The organism is Sphingobium sp. AP50, from assembly GCF_900109095.1.
Lineage (GTDB): Bacteria > Pseudomonadota > Alphaproteobacteria > Sphingomonadales > Sphingomonadaceae > Sphingobium.
On sequence record NZ_FNYZ01000007.1, the window covers coordinates 129,228 to 148,408 of the forward strand.

At 56.5% G+C, this 19,181-nt stretch carries 17 protein-coding genes and 1 pseudogene; 10 read left to right on the top strand and 8 right to left on the bottom strand.

The annotated features are described in order from the left end of the window. Positions 1-139 precede the first annotated feature (139 nt). The 6 genes from hisD to BMY84_RS13725 are packed head-to-tail and all read left to right on the top strand — an operon-like array spanning position 140 to position 5,031. On the top strand, positions 140-1,471 hold the full coding sequence (gene hisD, locus BMY84_RS13700; protein ID WP_069064668.1) for a histidinol dehydrogenase: 1,332 nt from the start codon (positions 140-142) through the stop codon (positions 1,469-1,471). Next, positions 1,468-2,400 carry an alpha/beta hydrolase gene (locus tag BMY84_RS13705; RefSeq protein WP_093084539.1) on the top strand — a complete coding sequence of 311 codons (933 nt, stop codon included), beginning with the start codon at positions 1,468-1,470 and terminating at the stop codon, positions 2,398-2,400. Before hisD ends, BMY84_RS13705 begins: the two co-directional genes overlap by 4 nt. Then, on the top strand, positions 2,397-3,164 hold the full coding sequence (locus tag BMY84_RS13710; RefSeq protein WP_069064670.1) for an SDR family NAD(P)-dependent oxidoreductase: 768 nt from the start codon (positions 2,397-2,399) through the stop codon (positions 3,162-3,164). The genes BMY84_RS13705 and BMY84_RS13710 overlap by 4 nt, the downstream gene beginning before the upstream one ends. 10 nt (positions 3,165-3,174) lie before the next feature. Beyond that, complete coding sequence (locus BMY84_RS13715; RefSeq protein ID WP_069064671.1) at positions 3,175-4,326, top strand: alpha/beta hydrolase family protein; 1,152 nt, start codon at positions 3,175-3,177, stop codon at positions 4,324-4,326. A gap of 11 nt (positions 4,327-4,337) precedes the next feature. Further along, on the top strand, positions 4,338-4,739 hold the full coding sequence (locus BMY84_RS13720; RefSeq protein ID WP_093084540.1) for a VOC family protein: 402 nt from the start codon (positions 4,338-4,340) through the stop codon (positions 4,737-4,739). A gap of 1 nt (position 4,740) precedes the next feature. Beyond that, on the top strand, positions 4,741-5,031 hold the full coding sequence (locus BMY84_RS13725) for an antibiotic biosynthesis monooxygenase family protein (protein WP_093084542.1): 291 nt from the start codon (positions 4,741-4,743) through the stop codon (positions 5,029-5,031). Positions 5,032-5,167: 136 nt separating this feature from the next. On the opposite strand, the gene BMY84_RS13730 is transcribed toward BMY84_RS13725, so the two are convergent. Continuing rightward, on the bottom strand, positions 5,168-6,307 hold the full coding sequence (locus BMY84_RS13730) for an FAD-dependent monooxygenase (RefSeq protein ID WP_069064674.1): 1,140 nt from the start codon (positions 6,305-6,307) through the stop codon (positions 5,168-5,170). A 125-nt stretch (positions 6,308-6,432) separates the two neighbouring features. Between BMY84_RS13730 and BMY84_RS13735 the strand changes: the two genes are divergently transcribed. The 4 genes and pseudogenes from BMY84_RS13735 to BMY84_RS13750 all read left to right on the top strand — a co-directional run. Further along, on the top strand, positions 6,433-7,350 hold the full coding sequence (locus BMY84_RS13735) for an NAD-dependent epimerase/dehydratase family protein (RefSeq protein ID WP_093084543.1): 918 nt from the start codon (positions 6,433-6,435) through the stop codon (positions 7,348-7,350). Between the two features lie 12 nt (positions 7,351-7,362). After that, the gene (locus BMY84_RS13740) at positions 7,363-8,370 is read left to right on the top strand and encodes a LysR family transcriptional regulator (RefSeq protein ID WP_237236425.1); all 1,008 of its coding nucleotides are present in this window, start codon (positions 7,363-7,365) and stop codon (positions 8,368-8,370) included. A gap of 132 nt (positions 8,371-8,502) precedes the next feature. Next, positions 8,503-9,591 (top strand): VOC family protein, encoded by a 1,089-nt coding sequence (locus BMY84_RS13745; protein WP_093084545.1) that lies wholly within the window; start codon positions 8,503-8,505, stop codon positions 9,589-9,591. Between the two features lie 96 nt (positions 9,592-9,687). Then, positions 9,688-10,089, top strand: a pseudogene (locus tag BMY84_RS13750) (transposase); the annotation flags it as partial. 378 nt (positions 10,090-10,467) lie between these two features. Here the strand turns inward: BMY84_RS13750 and BMY84_RS13755 are convergent. The 7 genes from BMY84_RS13755 to BMY84_RS13785 all read right to left on the bottom strand — a co-directional run bounded on the left by BMY84_RS13755 (position 10,468) and on the right by BMY84_RS13785 (position 19,176). After that, positions 10,468-11,691, bottom strand: coding sequence for an amidohydrolase family protein (locus BMY84_RS13755; protein WP_069064678.1), 1,224 nt, complete (start codon positions 11,689-11,691; stop codon positions 10,468-10,470). Continuing rightward, complete coding sequence (locus tag BMY84_RS13760) at positions 11,688-12,119, bottom strand: GlcG/HbpS family heme-binding protein (protein ID WP_216095594.1); 432 nt, start codon at positions 12,117-12,119, stop codon at positions 11,688-11,690. The genes BMY84_RS13755 and BMY84_RS13760 overlap by 4 nt, the downstream gene beginning before the upstream one ends. Further along, the gene (locus BMY84_RS13765; protein ID WP_093084546.1) at positions 12,116-13,189 is read right to left on the bottom strand and encodes an aromatic ring-hydroxylating dioxygenase subunit alpha; all 1,074 of its coding nucleotides are present in this window, start codon (positions 13,187-13,189) and stop codon (positions 12,116-12,118) included. Before BMY84_RS13765 ends, BMY84_RS13760 begins: the two co-directional genes overlap by 4 nt. Beyond that, positions 13,186-14,370: an MFS transporter gene (locus tag BMY84_RS13770; RefSeq protein ID WP_177204017.1), complete on the bottom strand. Its 1,185-nt coding sequence runs from the start codon at positions 14,368-14,370 to the stop codon at positions 13,186-13,188. The genes BMY84_RS13765 and BMY84_RS13770 overlap by 4 nt, the downstream gene beginning before the upstream one ends. 56 nt (positions 14,371-14,426) lie before the next feature. Further along, positions 14,427-16,748 (bottom strand): TonB-dependent receptor, encoded by a 2,322-nt coding sequence (locus BMY84_RS13775; RefSeq protein WP_093084549.1) that lies wholly within the window; start codon positions 16,746-16,748, stop codon positions 14,427-14,429. Positions 16,749-16,856: 108 nt separating this feature from the next. Further along, the gene (locus tag BMY84_RS13780; protein ID WP_177204018.1) at positions 16,857-17,558 is read right to left on the bottom strand and encodes a GntR family transcriptional regulator; all 702 of its coding nucleotides are present in this window, start codon (positions 17,556-17,558) and stop codon (positions 16,857-16,859) included. A 355-nt stretch (positions 17,559-17,913) separates the two neighbouring features. Continuing rightward, positions 17,914-19,176, bottom strand: a complete 1,263-nt coding sequence (locus tag BMY84_RS13785; RefSeq protein ID WP_256215249.1) for an NAD(P)/FAD-dependent oxidoreductase — start codon at positions 19,174-19,176, stop codon at positions 17,914-17,916. Positions 19,177-19,181 lie beyond the last annotated feature (5 nt).

Genomic DNA, 19,181 nt, shown 5'->3' on the forward strand with positions numbered 1-19,181 from the left:
GTCGCTGTCGTTATGGAAGCTGCGCGGCGAAGACAAAGGCATTTGGTCGATAGCGTTGCATCGATACTATCTGATGGTCCGCACAGGTTTCCTCATGCAAAGGCATCCGCACGATTAATTAACATTCCGGGAGAGCACCATGGCCCAATGGTTGAAGCGTGGCGAGGCTGCGGACGTCAAAGCGCAAGCCGATCGCAAGGTACGCGACATCGTAGAAGCCGCGCTGAGCGACATTGAACAACGCGGCGATACCGCCCTTCGTGAAATGAGCATCAAGTTCGACGGATGGGATCGCGAGGATTATCGCTTGTCAGACGCGGAGATCAGTGCCGCTGTTGACAGTCTGTCGCCGCAGGAACGCAAGGACATCGAATTCGCGCAGGCGCAGGTACGCAACTTCGCGCAGGTGCAGCGCAACTCTATGCTGGATGTCGAAGTTGAAACCATGCCAGGAGTGGTGCTGGGTCATAAAAATGTGCCGATAAATGCGGCAGGCTGCTATGTTCCAGGCGGCAAATATCCCCTGCTCGCGAGCGCGCACATGAGCGTAATTACCGCCAAGGTGGCAGGCGTTAAGCGCGTCGTTACCTGCGCGCCGCCCTTTCAGGGCAAGCCTGCCCGCGCAATCGTTGCCGCGCAAGCTATGGCAGGCGCAGATGCGATCTACGCACTCGGGGGTATACAGGCGATCGGCGCAATGGCCATTGGTACCCAAAGCATTGATCCGGTCGATATACTGGTTGGCCCTGGCAACGCCTTTGTTGCAGAAGCAAAGCGGCAACTGTTTGGCCGTGTCGGGATTGATCTGTTTGCAGGTCCCACCGAAACGCTCATCATCGCAGATGAAATAGGCTGCGATCCTGAACTGGCTGCAACCGATATTCTGGGGCAGGTCGAACATGGTCCCGACAGTCCCGGCGTCTTGCTAACGAACAGCGAGAAGTTCGCGCGCGCAACTATGGCTGAGATTGAGCGCCTGCTCCAGATCCTGCCGACGGCCGATTATGCCCGCAAAGCCTGGGAGACGTTTGGTGAGGTGATCGTTGCCGAGAGTTACGAGGAAATGGTCCGCATCGCTGATGACATTGCCAGCGAGCACGTGCAGGTCATGACCGCCGATCCCGATTATTTCCTGCACACCATGACCAATTATGGCGCATTGTTTCTGGGAGCGCGCACTAACGTCAGTTTCGGCGACAAGGTAATCGGCACCAATCACACCTTGCCTACCAAAAAAGCTGCGCGCTACACTGGCGGTCTGTGGGTTGGGAAGTTCCTTAAGACCTGCACTTATCAGAAAGTGACGACGGACGAGGCGTCGGCACTTGTTGGCGAATATTGCAGCCGCCTGTGCGGGCTAGAAGGCTTTGCCGGTCACGGGGAACAGGCAAATATTCGCGTGAGACGCTATGGTGGCCGCAATGTGCCCTATGCAGGGCAAGCAGAACCCAGCGAACTGACGCGCGTATGACCCCCCAATCGCTCCTTGATCCGCAGCTCGCGCCGCTGTTTATAGATGTGCCGACGCCTGCCTTTTCGGACGAAACTATTCCCATCCTGCGTCAGGCGATGGCAGGCTCGCCAATCGCCAAAGCTGGTGTGGACGTTAAGGCGCATTACCTTGACAGGGCGGACGGAACGACACTCAGAATCGTGGTGGTCAGGCCGCTTGACGCAACCGAACTGACGCCGGTTGTAGTCCACGCTCACCCTGGCGGGTGGATATTCGGCACGCCGGAGACTAGTGGCTCGACGCTGGTGGATATGGCACGCAACTCATCTTGCGCCGTGGTTTCGGTCGATTATCGGCTTGCGCCGGAATACCCGTTTCCCGCAGCGCATCAGGACGTGATGGCTGCGTTGCGCTGGGTGCGATCTGCTGCCCAAGATCAGGGCTTTGACGCGGATCGGATTGTGCTGGCCGGTGAAAGTGCGGGCGCGAACATCGCCGCTGGTGTTGCTCTTCGATGCAGGGACGATGGGGATGACCACGGCATTGTCGGGCTGTCGATGGTCTATTCGCCGCTTGACGACCGGGCAATCTCAAGGCCTGCGCATCCTTACGCGGGTTCAATTGGCCTTAGTGCCAGTCATATCCGGTTCGCATGGACAAGCTACCTTCGTGGTGTTGAAACAGATCACGTTACCCTCTACGCGGCACCCGGCCGAGCTGAAAACCTTACTGGGCTGCCTCCCATATTCCTGGCAGTTGGGGCACTTGATCCAGTGGTCGACGAGAATCTAGGGTTTGCGCAACGCCTGATCAGGGATGGCGTGCCGACGACATTACATATCTTTGCTGGGGCACCGCATGGCTTTGACCGAATGGAAACGGCCAAGGTCACAATACAATTGCGTGAGTTGCGCAACGAACACCTCAACCGCTGTATCGCGCTATGACGTCCGGCACAGTAATCCCCAAGACACCTTCCTTCCGTCTCGACGGAATGCGTGCGATCGTAACGGGCGCGGGTCGTGGCATTGGCGTCGCTGCAGCAGCAGCACTGGCCGAAGCGGGGGCGGATGTGACGGTCGTAGCACGCTCTGCGGAAGAGATTGACGCTGCTGCCCGCGCTATTGGTCACGGAACACGCGCAGAGCCTCTCGACGTGTCGGACCTTGACGCAGTCAACGCGTTTTTCGACGCGCACGAACCGTTTCACATTCTTGTCAACAATGCGGGGACCAATCGACCCAAACCGATGTGGGACGTGACAGACGCTGACTATGATGCGGTACTGGGTTTGAACCTGAAAGCTGCATTCTTCGTTACCCAGGCATGCGTCAAACGCATGATTGCAACTGGCACGGCAGGGTCATTGATCCACATGGGTAGCCAGATGGGCCATGTCGGCGGACCCAACCGCTCGCTATATTGCGCCAGCAAATGGGCTCTTGAGGGTATGAACAAGAGCTTCGCGCTCGACCTTGCGCCCTACAAGATACGTTCGAACACAATTGCCCCGACATTTATCGAAACGCCGATGACCAAGCCGATGTTCGATGACCCGGTGTTTCGAGCCAGTGTTCTCTCGAAGATCAAGCTCGGTCGCATTGGCCAGCCTGAAGATCTGATGGGGGCCGTTTTGTTTCTTGCCTCACACGCGTCCGCACTGATGACTGGAACCAGTCTCGTGGTCGATGGCGGCTGGACCGCTGAATAGGATTTACTGTATGTTTGAACCATTCCCCGGTAATTATGTCTGGAACCTGGGTATCAATCTCGCGCTGATTTGCGGAGGCAACCATGGCGAGTTGGACGAAGTGTGCCGCCCGGTGCGGGAGGCCGCACAATCGGGCGCCGATGCGGGTTCCGCACAATTGTTCGAAAGCTGGATTGCGGTAGCGGATCAGGTCACCAGGAATGCGGCGCGCGACGAGGCGGAAGGGTTCAGCCTTTCTGCCGGTGCAAAGTATCTCCGTGCCTCGGGCTACTATCTTGGTGCCGAACGCCTGCAAAGTCGGGACTATGCGCCGCGGTGGGCCGCTTACGATCGAGGGCTCAATCTCTATCACAAGGGATGCGCACTGCGCGGTCTGCATGTTGATCGGGTAGAAATTCCCTATGACGGCAGCGCCTATACCGCAATTTTCGTTCACGACGGCTCGGGCACCCCGCGACCCACCTTGGTTTCTGTAAACGGCCTCGATTCCATGAAGGAGCAGGTCGATATGGCCGGGCATGGCGCAGTGAATCTGGAACGCGGCATGAATACGCTGTTCCTCGACCAACCGGGCACCGGCGAAGCAATCCGCAAGCGCAATCTTCCCGCCGTGTACGACGCGGAACGCTGGGGCAGTCCTGCGTTCGATTATTTATTGACACGCACGGATGTGATTCATTCTCAAATCGGTATTTTCGGCCTGTCGTTCGGCGGCTACCATGCTCCGCGTATCGCCGCTAACGATCCACGCTATGCCCTCTGCGCAGTCATGGGAGCGAACCATCTGTGGGGTCAGCGCCAGCGTGAGCGTGTGTTGAATGAAGGCGAGAATCCGGTACCGCACTATTGGGACCATGTCATGTGGGTATTTGGCTTCGAGAAACGTGAAGAATTTCTGGAATATGCCGACCAAATCACACTCGACGGACAGATTGAGAATATCCGCGTGCCGTTCCTAATTACCCATGGCGAGAATGATCGCCAGATACCCGTTTACAACGCACAGCTATCTTACGATCAGGCAGTCAACAGTCCGAAGCGCACGTTGCGTATTTTTACCAAAGCGGATTTCGAGGTCGAACATTGTGGGGCTGACAATGGCACGGGAATGCGAAACTACATCGCAGATTGGTGTGCGCAGACATTCGATGCCATGCTTTAGCAGTTTGAAGCATGGCTGAGTTCACGTTCCACCACGGAGGCGTGTCCGTTCCTTCGCTTGATGACGCGATCGAATGGTATCATCGTGTGCTTAGTTTCCAACTGGAACGGCGCTTTTATATAGAGGCTGCGCGATCGCACACGGCCATGGTGCGTAACGGCCACCTGCGGTTCGAGATATTCGAAGTCGAAGGCGCTTCCCCCCTGCCCCGCGATCGCCGGGATCCGAAGGACGACTTGGCCACACATGGCAACAAGCATCTTGCGTTTCAGATCGCTGACCTCACGGAATTTTTGCTGGAAATGAAACATAAGCAGGTGGACATCGCTCTCATCGTACAGGAGAAATTTGGATCTGGCTGTTTCATTCGCGATTGCGCGGGCAATCTAATCGAATTTGTTGAGAGGATTTGAGATGATACACGAAGTTGCCACTATCATTATTGACCCAGCTCGGGCTACTGATTTTGAAGCGGCAGTAAAAATGGCCCGACCCTATTTTGAAGAAGCGCCGGGCTTTGTATCTTTTGCGTTGCAAAAGTCGATCGAGAACGTTGGTCGCTATCTGTTGATAGTTGGTTGGGAAACTGTCGAAGCGCATATGGTCGACTTTAGGAACGCAGAAGGGTTTCAGGCATGGCGGAACCTGGTCGGCGACTTCTTTACTTCACCGCCTATGGTAGAGCACACAAATACCGTTATCTGAACCGACAACCGTCATCAAGAAAGGGCCGTTCTGCATCGCTGAACGGCCCTTTTCTTTCGCCTCGAAGATGGGCATCGCGTGGCGAACCTCGTGGCCTTACGTCAGGGAGTAGGGCGGGCCCAGATAAAGCCCGTGATTAAAATGGCGCGTTAAGCCGATGCAAAGCAGCACCCAGAAGTTCTGCGTGGATTTTGGGATCGCCATGTTGAAGTTGGAGCTGACCGACGGCGACGCTGGTCTCGATCACGTCACGACAGCGATCGAACCGTCGCTCTTGATAGGCAAACAGCGCCTCCCCGAGATCGTCTGTCCGGGCAAGCTCTTCTGCCAGAACGATGCCGCTTTCAACTGCCATGCCCGCTCCCGATGCAAGATGCGGCGTGGTGGCGTGCACGGCATCACCTACCAGAACGACGCGCTTGTTGAACCAGTTTTTCGGCTGAAGTGCTGCTGCCAGCGGGCGGTAGTTTATCCAGTCCTCGGGACTCATATTGTCGCGAATCCAGCCGGCGCTCCCTCCGAAATCGGCCAACAGTCCCTTCAACGTGACAAACAATTCGTCATCATTCATATGTGATTCACGTTCGACATGGGGCGTAAGCATCCACATGTAAACCTTGTCTGGGGCGCATGCTGTGATGCCGCAGGGATTTGCGTGTCCGAGGAAAAATTCCCCTGTCTCCAAGCCAGGAGGCTTGCGAATTGAAATGCGCCAGCATCCTTGCCCGGTGGGCATGGCAGGGCCCATGTGCGGAAATGCAAGGGACCTGATGCTGGAAAACACACTATCGGCACCTATCACAAGGTCATAGCTGCCAGTTGACCCATCCGAGAACGTTACACCCGTTCCATTTTCAAGCACATCCAGTGCACTGACGCTCAACCCCAGGCGAATGGCAATATCGAGTTCACGGACCCGTGCCTGCATGATCCGGTGCAGGACCGGTCTCATTATTCCACCCGTAGCCGGGAGCCCCTCTTCTATTGCTGGCTCATCAAGATCCAGCATGTGGGTGCCGTCATAATGAAACAACCGCGTTGTGCTGGTAATGGCACCTTCGGCTTTGATCGCATCGATCATACCGAGCTGTTTGTAAGCCCTAAGCGTTGGACCGGTTATGGTTATTCCCGCTCCATACACCCGCCAATCAGGATCGATGTCGATGAGTTCGACATCTACCCCTCTTTCAGCAAGACTGATGGCTGTCGCCATGCCGCCGATCCCTCCACCAACGACAAGTGCCGTGGCGATGCTCCCAATTCGTTTCTTTATCATGAGAGCAGATCTACAGAATGTCGGTCACCAGACAAATTGGTCCTGTCAATAGGCGGCAATCGACAGAATCGTTACGACGTGTCTCCAAAGCCCTGATATCGCGCAGCCAAAGAATTGGAGGGAAGATGCGAGTAATTATCACAGGTGCCGGCGGCTTTGTTGGACGCGAAATCAGCAAACAGTTAATCCTGCGTGGCGATGACGTGGTGGGTCTTGACGTCAACGGCGGCGGCATGTTTGCCGGCATACGGCAGGTCGTTGGTGAAATGTCAGACCCCGCTGTTCGACAAGACCTTCTACGCGAGACATATGATGCGCTGATCCACTTGGCGACCGTGCCAGGGGGTGCTGCAGAGGCCGATCCCGCTGCGTCGCGGCGCGTGAATGTCGATGCGATGTACGACTTACTAGTCGAAGCCTCTGAAAAGCGGCCTGGTGTGCGCGTTGTTTATGCCAGTTCGATCGCGGTGTTTGGTGACGCATTGCCAGATTTGGTCGACGATCAAACCCCGCTTTCCCCTAGAATGATCTATGCAGGTCACAAGGCGATGATGGAAGACGTCATCGCCATGTTCTCCAATCGTAACGAGATCGATGGAGTGACGCTGCGTCTGCCAGGTATTTTGGCCCGGCCGAAAGGGCCGTCCGGAATGAAGTCTGCGTTCATGTCTGATCTTTTTCATGCCTTGAAGAAGGGCGAGCCGTTTGAATGTCCTGTATCTGCAGAGGGAACCATCTGGGCCCAATCAGTGAAAAAATGCGCCGAAAATTTTGTTGAGGCAATAACTCTGGATAGTAGACTGTTACCCCCGACACGAGCCGTTACACTTCCTGCCATTCACATTTCGATGGAAGCGCTAACAGCGGAAATTGCATCACAATGCGACGTTCCATCGGACCTCGTTTCGTATAAGCCGGATCAGCAGCTTGAAGATGCATTTGCGAGGCAACCAAGGCTTGAGACGCGGGCCGCTGAGCAGGCCGGATTGGCCCATGATGGAAACCCTGCTACGCTCGTCCGTAACGCCCTGTCATTGATATAAGGGGCGATGGAGATGGCGATGCGATTCGGACGGCTTGATCTCAACCTGCTTGTTGCACTGGACGCTTTGCTGACCGAGCGAAGCGTTAGTATGGCAGCTGATCGCCTTTGTCTGTCGCAGTCGGCAACCTCCAGCGCTCTTGGCCGCCTTCGTGAATATTTTGAGGACGACCTACTCGTCCTCAAAGGCCGCCACATGATTCTGACGGCTCGTGCTGAGGAACTGATCGATCCCGTCCGCACCGTCCTAGAGCAGATCCGGACAACGGTGGCTGTCGCACCGCCGTTTGATCCTGCCACTGCAGAAAGGGTTATCCGGATCATGGCCTCGGACTATTCCACCGAGGTACTCCTAGCGGGTGTAATCGCCGATCTCGAAAGGGATGCGCCTAATATCCGGTTTGAAATACACCCGATGCATGACTCGCCTATTGAGGCGATCGAACGAGGATATATCGACCTTTTACTGACCATAGACTATGCAATTTCTGCAGACCATCCAAGTCAGCTTCTGTTTGAAGATGATTACGTTGTCGTCGGCTCTCGTGATAATCCTGCGATGTCGGTTCCAATGACAAGGGAGCTTTACTTTGAACTCGGGCATATTACTGCCCGATTTGGCAAGGCGCGAGTGCCAGCTTTCGATGACTGGTTCGTCCGCCGGCAAAAGCAGCAACGGCGCATTGAAGTTGTCGCACCAACATTCCTGTCCCTTCCGGGACTTATTGCTGGCACCAACCGGGTGGCTACCATGCATCGACGTATGGCTGAGGTTTTCGTCCGGTCACTGCCTTTGGTGATGCGCGAAATTCCCTTTGCCATCCCTCCAATTCGAGAGACGATACAGTGGAATATTGCGAACAACAATGACCGGGCACTGCGTTGGATGGTTGATCAGCTGCTTGCAGCCGCCAGCGCATGTACCCCTCCAGAGCGGAATGTAATTCCGTTGCATACAGGTTCGGCTATCGATCGCTCGATGATCGAGGCGGAGTATCGAATGAACCATCCGCAGCGGTGAAACGCTATCGTAACGGAGACGAGCAAAGCTTCCAGTCATCTAGCGCGTCAATAGCAATGATCCGAAAACATCGGCTTTAGCGGATGCTTACTATTTGCCAGAACAATGGACTGATAATAATCCGGAGTTTCTATGGCCCCCGCAACATCGCAAGCAGTCCTTGGCGTGGAAAGTGTCCTGTTTGGCGTCATGGACGTGGCCGAACATACTCGGTTTTGGGTCGATTTCGGCCTCCCGCTCGAATCCGCCAGCAATGATGAAAGCGTCTTCCGACTCCAGTCGGGCAGCCGAGTGATTGTCCTCAAACATGGCGATCCGCGACTTCCAACACCTGATCCCTTCCCCGGGGACGGCGTTAAAGAGACCGTATGGGGGGTTGATACCGCCCAAAATCTCGAAAAGATCGCGACAAGCCTAGCGGGAGAAGTAGTGGTGTCGCGTGATGCTGATGGCACGCTGCACTGTGTATGCCCAGACGGCCAACCCATCGCTGCGCGGGTGTGGGAGAAGCATCCCGTGGTGTCCGAAACCAGCCCAGTCAATACACCGTCAAGCTGGCCGCGTTTCAATCAACATCGCATATGGCGTGGTCGCGCCATACCCAAGACGATCAACCATGTGGTCTTCTTTTCCCCGGACTATGTCGGTAGCTTCGAATTTTATGAGCGGCACTTAGGGTTTCGCTATGTCGATCACTCGAAGGGCACCGGCATTTTTTCGCGGGCAGGCGGGACGTTCGAGCATCATTCAATCTTCTGGGTGAACTGCGACTTGCCGATCGCCCCCGACCATTTCAAGTTCATGCATATCGCCTTTGGTATGGACGATATAGACGAAGTGATGCTCGGCGCGAACATCATGGACAATAAGGGTTGGAAGAACAGCACGATGAACACAAGCGGCGGTATATCGCGCCACCGCATTTCCAGCGCAATTTATTATTATTGCGAAATTCCGGGTCATGCAGGCGAGGCCGAGTATCACGCCGATACCGACTATCTTGACGATGGCTGGGTTCCGCGCGCCTGGGACTTCAAGTTTGGGTCGCTACTATGGTCCCACAATGCCCCAGCAATTTTCCGGGGAGATGATATCCCCTGGGATATGTCCTTTGATGCGGACCGCAGGAGCTTTGATCCGTTCCGTCGCACAAAGCCTGGGAAACAGCTGATCGAGGGTGACCTTGCAAGACTGACACAAGACGACGAGCACGCAATCTGAATTGCAGCGTAGCGTAGGCCGCTACGCTGCTCTGATTAGCAGCCAACCTCCAGATGATCTGTCCGGCTCCAATACTATCTTGGTCGATACCGAGCGATCCTGGAGGCGGGATGCTTTGCCCATCCCCGCACGAAGTTCTTCGAACTTACCGACGTTGAGGGCGCTGTGCGCAAGAAGAGGCGCGGCGAGCGGACTGGCCACATCTATCCCGTCGCGCTGGAGGCGGTGCAGAAGCTGGACGCCCTGTTCGACGTTGAGCGTGGTATCAACGGCAAGACACGGGCGGAGCGGCTTGCCGCGCGTAAGGAGTTGAGCACGCCCCTGATCCCCGAACTGCACGACTGATTGAACGCCCAACTCGCCAAGCAGTCGCGTAACCATGATCTTGCCAAGGCCATCAACTATATGCTTAGGCGCAGGGACGCCATCACCCACCTCCCCACCGATGGCAGGATATGCCTCACGAACAACGCAGCGGAACGGGTGTTGCGCTGTGTGACCGCGATGCCGATGCAGCATTCCGCGATGTGCTCGCTCAGGAAGGCGTCGAGGCCATCCTCGGCAAGTAAGATGCTAAATCGCGCAGCGAACTATCAGTTGCTGCGGTCCGCACCGGGTCCATACCATCAAACAGGACATGATAGCCGACCCAGGCTTCGGTCCGAAGAATGCCCCTCCAACTGCGCCGATGCCTCGCAGCAATCCGGGCCGACGACCTGATTCCAGCATACATGGGATCGCTATATGATCAACTCCCGTGCAATCGTTACGTTGGTTGCTGCTTTAAATGCGCGCACGACGTTGCTTGGGCGCGGAGTATCTTGAGCCCTGCAAAACATCAATTCCCGCGTTGTAGTAGGCCGATCCTTCGGCAGATTACAGCATGTTTCGATAGAACAAGCCATCCTTCATAACGACAGGCATGCGGTTCTTGTCTTCGAGGATCGTTACGTCTACGGTGGGATCGCCATCGATGAGCAGTATGTCCGCCAGCTTGCCGGCCCTTATCTCGCCCACATCCATAGCCATCAATTCTCCTCCGTGACGTGTGGCGGCGACCAAAACGTCGACCGCGCTAAAGCCAAGCAGGTCTACGAAAATTTTGAGATCTCGCGCATTACGCCCTACCGGATTGTACGGAAAACCATAGTCGCCGCCAGGCAGGACGCGAATCCCGCGTTTGCGCATTTTTGGATAGACTTCCGCCATCAGTTCGAGCCCGGACACCGCCCCCATGCGCGTAGCCTCCGCCAGTCCGATCCCGAACGCCCCGGCTTCGTGGACACGAGCATAAAGCAGGCCAGGCGCAGGCGCCGTGAACACCTCATTCTTGCGCGCTTCGAGCATGTCTAATGCTTCTTCGTCGGCATAGGTACAGTGATAGATAGCACGAAAGCCTGCACGGCATGCCTGCTTCACAGCCTCCGCCGCCTGGGCATGGCAGGCGAGCCAGACCCCCTGTTCGCGCGCTTCCTCACCGATAGCACGGGTTTCCTCTTCGGAGTACATGAGAACCTGTGAACCACCTGGCGCAAAGCCTTCGTCGCTCGATAAGAGAAACTTGATAGTGTCGCAGCCGAGTGTTTTCATCTCCGCAACGTACTTACGTAGGCCATTGAGGTCCCGGTCATGCGTTGGATCATGACCTTCGGGAACGCCCATTACGCCTTCAGCACCTTTTTCGAGCGCCGAGGCGCGCAGTCGTGGCCCTGGCAGCGCACCACGGTCGATTGCATCGCGCAGGGCCACCTCGAAGCGCTCGCCCAGCGACCCGGCGGAATAGGCGCTTGTAAAGCCGTGATCGAGGGTGATGCGAGCATTCTGCGCCGTCACCAGCAGATGCTCTTCAAGCGGAAGCTTCATTGTATTTACGACGCGCTCCACAGAAGACGGCCAGGTAAGGTGCGCATGGGCTTCAACAAGCCCTGGCATTAGCGTCCGCCCTTTCCCATCGACAAGTTCGACATTTTCCCGATCGATTTGATTATTGCCCTTGGCGACCGCAGCGATACGGTTGCCCTTGACGCACACTTCTCCGGGGTAAAGACCGCTACCAGAACCGTCGAAGATAGACACGTTTGTGAACAAGATCGGTTTCATGCTCCCGTGTCCGCGATAAGGTGGGCTGCGGTAATCCCGGCTATTGCGCACAACTCATCATTGTCAGAGGTATCGCCACTGACCCCAACGGCACCAATCAGTCGCCTATCTGCATCGCGGATTAGTACACCACCTGGAACAGGCAGGATGCCCTTGGGAAAAATCCCATTGAGTGCTGCTATAAAGGACGGAACTGCAGCTGCGCGCTTGGCAATCTCGCGACCTCCAAAGCCCATCCCCAAACAGCCGGCTGCCTTTGCAGTTGCAATTTCAGGGCGGAATATGGAGGCTCGTTCATCGCGCTTGAGAGCCAGCACATGGCCTCCGGCGTCGAGAACTACGATACAAAGCGGCTGCAGCCCTAGCGCATCGCTCTCCCTAAGAGCTGCGTCGCAGATTGTTGTAGCATTGGATAATGTAAGCATCATGCTTTCTCCCTGTCCATCCAGCGCTGGACAATGCGCCGTGCCTGCACGGCCGCCGTATCCATCTTCACACTGATCTCACGGGTCCGATTGCTGCGCGGATCGCGTGTCATGACCCGCTGGACAGCTTCGATGATAGCCTCATCCTCGGCAAATCCGGTCTTTGTAATGGCCTCGATGTGCGCCATCTGCTCGGGATCGGTGCCAAAATCGCGCGCGACAATCCAAAAGTACAGCATGTGCGTAGTATCGATCGGGGTCGTCGCATGAGTGACCCGAAACCGCCCGGTGATGGTGCCATTGTCCGGGTCTATCAAGTCCACAGCGGCGATCTGCAAGGCTGGAGATATGAAGGACCCGTAATTTTCACGATCATAGGGCGTGCCCGTTGCAACGCCGAGTGGCTCGGCAAAAACGGGTGGCAGGGCACTACGGCTGAAGCTTTGATGATAAGAGACTGTATCGCCTTCGGTAGTGAACCGCGGCGGATCGACCCAATCAGTTATCTTGAAGCTCGATGCATGAACATAACCGAAATGCGTAAGATCAAGAACATTTTCCTTTAAGAGCATGTAATTGGCGGCAATCTCCATAATGCCCTCAACTTTTGCAAAGCTCGGATCTTCGGTCCACTCCAGCACGTGCGGCAAAGGGGCGTCATCGATACGGTCCGGATCGCCCATATAGATCCATATGAAGGGCCCTTGCTCGATCACGGGGAATGAGCGCACTCGCGCGGCAGCTGGCGGTGATTTCATTGAGGGCACGCGTAGGCATCTACCTTCCGACGAGAAGGTGAAGCCATGATAGCCGCACTGCACGTCGTCACCCTGCAATGTGCCGAGCGACAAAGGCGCTGCTCGATGTGGACAGCGGTCCTCAATCGCCACTGGGCTTCCATCTTCTTTACGGTAGAGAAGCACTGGGATATCCAGAAGCCAGCGGCCAAGAAGTTTCCTTCCGATTTGCGATGAGAGGCCAGCCACCCACCAGCAGTTGTAAGGATAGTTTCGCTGGTCTGTAGCTATAGGGGGATACCAGGATGCAGCAGGATCCGGTGCAGATGCACTCATGGCAGGCTTCCTTCTTCCTGTACTGAAAGGATGTCGCCATCTTTCGGCCGTTCGCTAAGTTGGTAGCGCGGCATGAGCACAAACAATATGGCCGCGATGCCAAGGAGCCCGGAGGTGACAATAAGCGCGGCAGCATAGCTCCCGGTGCGATCGAACAACAACCCGATCCAAGCGGGGCTGGCACCTGCGGCGAGCATGAACCCTGCATATTGCAAGGCATAAGCCCGACCAAACACTGCCGTGCCAAAATATCTTGAGGTAAGAAATCCCACTAGGTCGGCCTCTGCGCCCATCGCACACCCAAAAGCGGCCGCCGCAACTGGTGCGAGCGGGGCGCCGCCGAACAGCAGCGCTAGGCACCCGCCTGCCGCGAGCAGGCAGACTGCCCCAGCAACCCACGGCGCATGAACGTGATCGGCGAGCCACCCGATCGCAATTCTGCTTAGGATGACAAAGATCCCGATTAGGGCAGCGAATGCCGCTGCTTGTGACGAAGACAGTCCTGCATCACGTAGCATTGGTACGAAATGGGGCAGGAAGCCCGCGAAAGCCAAGGCCATCACGACAAAGGCAGCGAGCTGGTGACGGAATAGTGGCAAGGACAGAAGCGGTGGACCTTCTGGTCCCGAGGGCACAGGCATGGCGCTCCTGCCACGAAGGCCTATCAGAGCAGGCACGAGTCCCAGCGCAGCAAACCCTGCCAAGGCATAATAACCCCACCGCCAGCCGGAACCGGCGATGACCGCTGCAATGACCGGCGGCACCAGAGCGGCCGACACACCAATACCCATTTGCGTGAGGCCGAGAGCCAGGCCCCTGGCTTGGTCGAAGGTTACGCTCACCGCGCGCATGTAGCTGATTGGGGCAGAGCCGACGGCAAACAGTCCAAGCGCCGCAGTTAGAACGAAATAGCTAAGGACCGATTGAGTTACACTACCCAGAAATAGGAAGCCGACCACCAGCATTGTCGATCCTATCACTGTCGGGCGCCGGGCCCCGTGGCGATCAACGATTTTGCCTACAACCGGCAGCGCGACAGCCATTGCGATGGTAGCTGCAAAGAATGCCATTCCGAACTGGCCCCGCGTGAGCCCAATTTCCTGGGACAAATCGGGGACAAACAATCCAATATTGTAGGTAAACAGACTTGAGATACCAAGTCCCGACCCCAATGCAGCCATCGCGACGACTGGCCATCCCCGCCGGAACTCTGCTCGGCCGGACCGCTCGCCGCGCATCAGAAACGGATCGCAGTGCGCACGCCGTAACGGCGCGGATCGTTTAGCGTGCCAAACGGAAAGGCGTTCAAAGCGGTGACTTGGGTAAAGTGTCGATCGTCGAGTATATTATCGCCGAACAGGGTCACGCTCCAGCGGTCGTCCACCGGCGCCAGCGTGAGGCGGGCGCCCAATTCGCTCCAACCGCCCGACCGGAAAGCAGCGCTGTCCTGGCTGGTCTCGAGGAAAAACGAATTACTTTGATAGCGGTAACTGACGCCTGCAGCCAGTTTGAGGTCCGAGCCAATCTCGGTTTCGTAATCCGCTGTAGCAGCAACCTGCCACTCCGGTGCGCGACTGAGCCGGTTCCCATCGATGCTCACGACTTCGAGTGGGACCGTGGCACCCAAGCGGAAGCGCGCAGCCCGTGGAACCTGCGTTAGCGTGCCTTGGCTGAACTTCGCGTCCAGATAGGCCGCAGTCAAGCCAAAGCGCAGCCCTCGTGCAGGTGCCAGCGCCGCTTCAAGTTCGATTCCCTTAACCTTGGCCGACGCTGCGTTCTGGATGTTCACTCCGCCGGTAGGCACTGGCACGCGTACCTGCAGGTTGTCGTAACCATATGTAAAACCATTTAGATTAAGACGCAGGATGCGGTCGATCAATTCAGCTTTGATGCCTACTTCATAGGCGTCAATCGTCTCCGGCTCAAAAGCTGGACTCAGCCCAAAGGCATTGAAACCGCCTGACTTGAAGCCCTGGCTATAGCTTCCGTATAACAGGATGTCGGCGCTAATCTTATAGTCAATAACCGCCCGAACCGAGAAGTTGTCAAATTTGACCTTGGCGCGAAAAGTCGGTGGAGCGGCAATGACGAAGCCGCTCGGCACGATGCGACCTGCCGCTGGGGAAAAGCCGCCCTGGATGGTTGTGACCTGTTGGGTGACATCAAAACGCTTCTTTTCGTAGCTGTAACGTGCACCCCCACGAAGGGTAAGCCCTTCTAGAATCTCGACGCTCGCATCGCCAAATGCTGCATAAGAGTCCAGCTTCTGATGGGCACGGAAGACAGCGCTTGTACCAAGGCCGAAATAGGCGCTAGCGTTGTAGATCCTGAATGGATCGACGTCGTTGTTTTCATGAATGTAAAATGCGCCCAGCGTCCAGTTGAACGGAGCGTTGCCGCCCGGTGACCCGATCCGCACTTCTTGAGTGATCTGATTGTTACGCAGGCGCGCAGCATTGAAGGCGCGAAGCGGGCCTCCGGTCTGATCAGCAGGCGCTGTGTTATCTGCATCTGCCTGTCCATCAACAGCGAACCGACGAAATCCTGTCGCTGAATTCAAAGTAACGGCATCGCCTTCATATTCAACTAAAAGCGTGGCGGAATCGGTCTTGATTCGGTTGTAGGTCCTTTCATCGAATGCATAGATATTATTTTTCATAACCTGCTTAAGGTCCGGTCGCAGAATGAACGGGCTATCGGTCGTGCCGCCAGTGATCTGTGCGAGGCGGATCAAGGCCGGCTGTGAGCGCTGATCGAAATGCTCGACAATTAGGTCTAGGGTAAGATCTTCGGTAGGAAGATATCGGATAGATCCGCGCAGCGTCACGTCGCGCCCACTTCCTACCTGTCGGCCGGTGACGATGTTTTCACCATAGCCGTCACGCTTGTTGAAAGCCGCAGCCACCCGTGCAAGCAGCTTTTCATCCACGAGCGGTCCGGAAACTGCCCCTTCAACGCGCCAGTTGCCCAAGCTGTTTGCCATGGCTTCACTTCGACCGGTCCATTCCTCTGTCGGCCTGGCGGTATTGATCAGCACCGCTCCTGCTGTCGAATTGCGGCCATAAAGAGTGCCTTGCGGCCCGCGCAGGACCTGGATCGTATCCAAATCGACCACATCGCTTGTTGAGACGCTTAGGCGTCCGACGTAAATGCCATCTACATATGTGGCTACCGGCTCATCAGCAAAGAAGTTTCCACCGCCGTTCGCGCCGCCGACACCTCGAATACTGAGCGGCGCCCCACCGTAGCCCGCGCTGCTTGTCGCGACGAAGCCGGGTATAGTCGCACTCAGATCCTGAAGCGAACGGACATTAGCTGTAGCAAGCGTGTCCGCAGTGATCGCCGTTACGGAGATCGGGACATCTTGAAGACGCTCCGCGCGGCGCTGGGCCGTTACAACGATTTCTCCCAACCCCTCCGGTTGCGGACCGCTCTGTGGCGCGGCTGCTCGATCCTGTGAACCGACAGCAGTCACGGTAGTGGTGGGCATCAGCTGTGCAACTGCACTCGTACTGGTGAAAAGGGCCGCTACCAGACACAGGCGAGAGGTAACCACCATTTTTATATCCTCCTCCGATCGCACCTCTGCGGGTACTAAGGAGGACAATCAGACCAAACGGATGAAAGATCAATAGTTTTATCGACAAAATCACATTCTATCGACAAATTATATTTCTGTTCCCGTTAAGTCTTTGAAATTGTTAGCCTGCACATAATTTGCAGTCAGCATCACATGTTCCGCGACGGCTGCCCCCGCAGCTGGTGCATTGCGTGCAAGTGCCAGATCGAACAGTCTACGATGCTCCAGCAATCGGGCGGGACCAGTGACAATGCCGAACGGCAATCGACGATAGTACCGGCTGTGCTGAAGCTCGAGCCGCGCCTGCAGCGCCATCAGGCGAGGGACGCGGCAGCCCGAGAGCAGCGCGGCGTGGAACGCGTGATGAGCGTCATGATATGCGAGACGCTCGGTGTCGCCCGAAAATGTCTGCTGCGCTCGGCGTTCAAGAATCGAAAAGGCAGAATGCATAGCATCTTCCCAACGCCCGTCACCGAATTCCACCGCATGCTGTACGGCGGCCATTTCGATCGCCGCGCGGGTTCGGGAGATGTCCAGCAAGTCCTCTAGGCTCATCAAAGGCACGCGAAATCCGCGATTATGCACCATCGCGACAAGACCTTCGGCGTAAAGGCGCGACAAAGCTTCCCGAATAGGCGTCGCTCCGGTTGCATAGCGCTGCCTGAGATCCTCCACAGCAAGCCGCGCGCCGGGTTCCCAAACCCCATTGATGACATCCTCGCGCAATCGCCCTTCGACAACATCAACGAGGGTTTCAGACGAGACGGGCTGATGCACGATCGAATCCATATTGCCGCATCTATCATCGCCGACCCTGCTAGCCAACATCGACTACAAGCAGGTTGGATTTCAAAAAGAGCAATGAAAGCGGCTTGGTCGCTGGCGTTTTTTTCGAAGCTTCTGTCACGCCTATAAAAATGGAAGCATCGACAGTCTTTTATCGTTGCCATTAGACCGGTTCGACCAGCAGCGCCGGGACTTGGCTCATACCGAGGCGAATGAAAGTCAGCGCTTGGCTCCCGCCTCGTCGTGATAGCGTGAACCCGTGCACTGACGCCTTGATTCCAACCGGGCGCTCGTTCCGTTTTTTCGCCCGGGCCTCCACATAGTCAGACCGTGATATTACTCATTCATCTGATCGACGTTACGCTTCGACGAGTTCTTTGAGCGCAGTGCCTAAATCGGCCAGCTTTGCAACGTCAGGTCTGACGCCCTGCTCAACCAGTTTGCGACCTTGGACATAGTCTTTCACGCTGTTGACGCAATCAATCGCGACGATCTTGCCATCCTTGAGATAAATGACCGAGAATGCCCTGTTGGCGGGCGTTCCGCGCACTACAGTCTCGTCGAAGCCGACGTTGATGCCGGCAGTCTGAAGCTTGAGATCATATTGGTTAGACCAGAACCATGGGAAGGCCTTGTAGGGTCGGGCATCCCCGCAAATCGCCTTGGCCACGCAGCTTGCCATATCAATGGCGTTCTGCACTGACTCCACGCGCATCACCTGACCACCGGCAAAGTCGCAGGCAAAGGCAGCGCAATCCCCGATTGCATATATGTCGGGCAGCGATGTGCGGCAGAAGGCATCGACGTCCACGCCGTTGCTCCCTGTCGCGCCCGCCAGGATCAATGGTTCGACCGCAGGAATGATGCCGATGCCAACAAGGACCGCCTCTGCGGGAATGCGTTCGCCACCCTCCAGTCGCACCGCCGTTACCTGACCCTTCTCGCCCTCCAGGCATTCGACGCGGGCGTTCAATCGAAGGTCAACGCCATGATCGCTATGCACCTGCTGATAGAAGCCAGACAGTTCTTCCCCCGCGACGCGCGCCAGAACCCTGGGCAGCGCTTCCAGCAACGTCACGTTGAGGCCTAATTTGCCAAGGACAGCTGCGGCTTCAAGCCCGATATAGCCGCCACCAATGACAACGATATCGTGCTTGCCCGCATCGATCTCTGCCATCAGGGCATCACAATCGGCGCGCGTGCGCACCGCATGCACTCCCGCCAGGTCGGCACCCGCGCAGGTGAGCCTGCGCGGGTCACCTCCCGTTGCCCAGACCAAATTGCCATAGCCAAGGCTGCGTCCGTCGGAGAGCGCCAACTGCTTCGTTGCGGGATCGACCGCATCGACTTGGGTGCCAAGCAGAAAGTCGATATCTTTCTCGGCCCAGAAAGCGGGCGGACGGATATGAAGCCGCTCGAATGCTTTCTCGCGCGCAAAATAATCCTTGGACAGCGGCGGTCGCTCATAGGGAAATTCAGGTTCGCGACCAACGACCGTGACGGTGCCGGCAAAGCCATTCTGGCGCAGGGCTATGGCGCATTGTGCGCCGCCATGGCCTGCGCCTACGATGACTACATCGGCCCTGCTTGAAACGCTGCTGTCCATATTTGCCTTGGCCATGACCG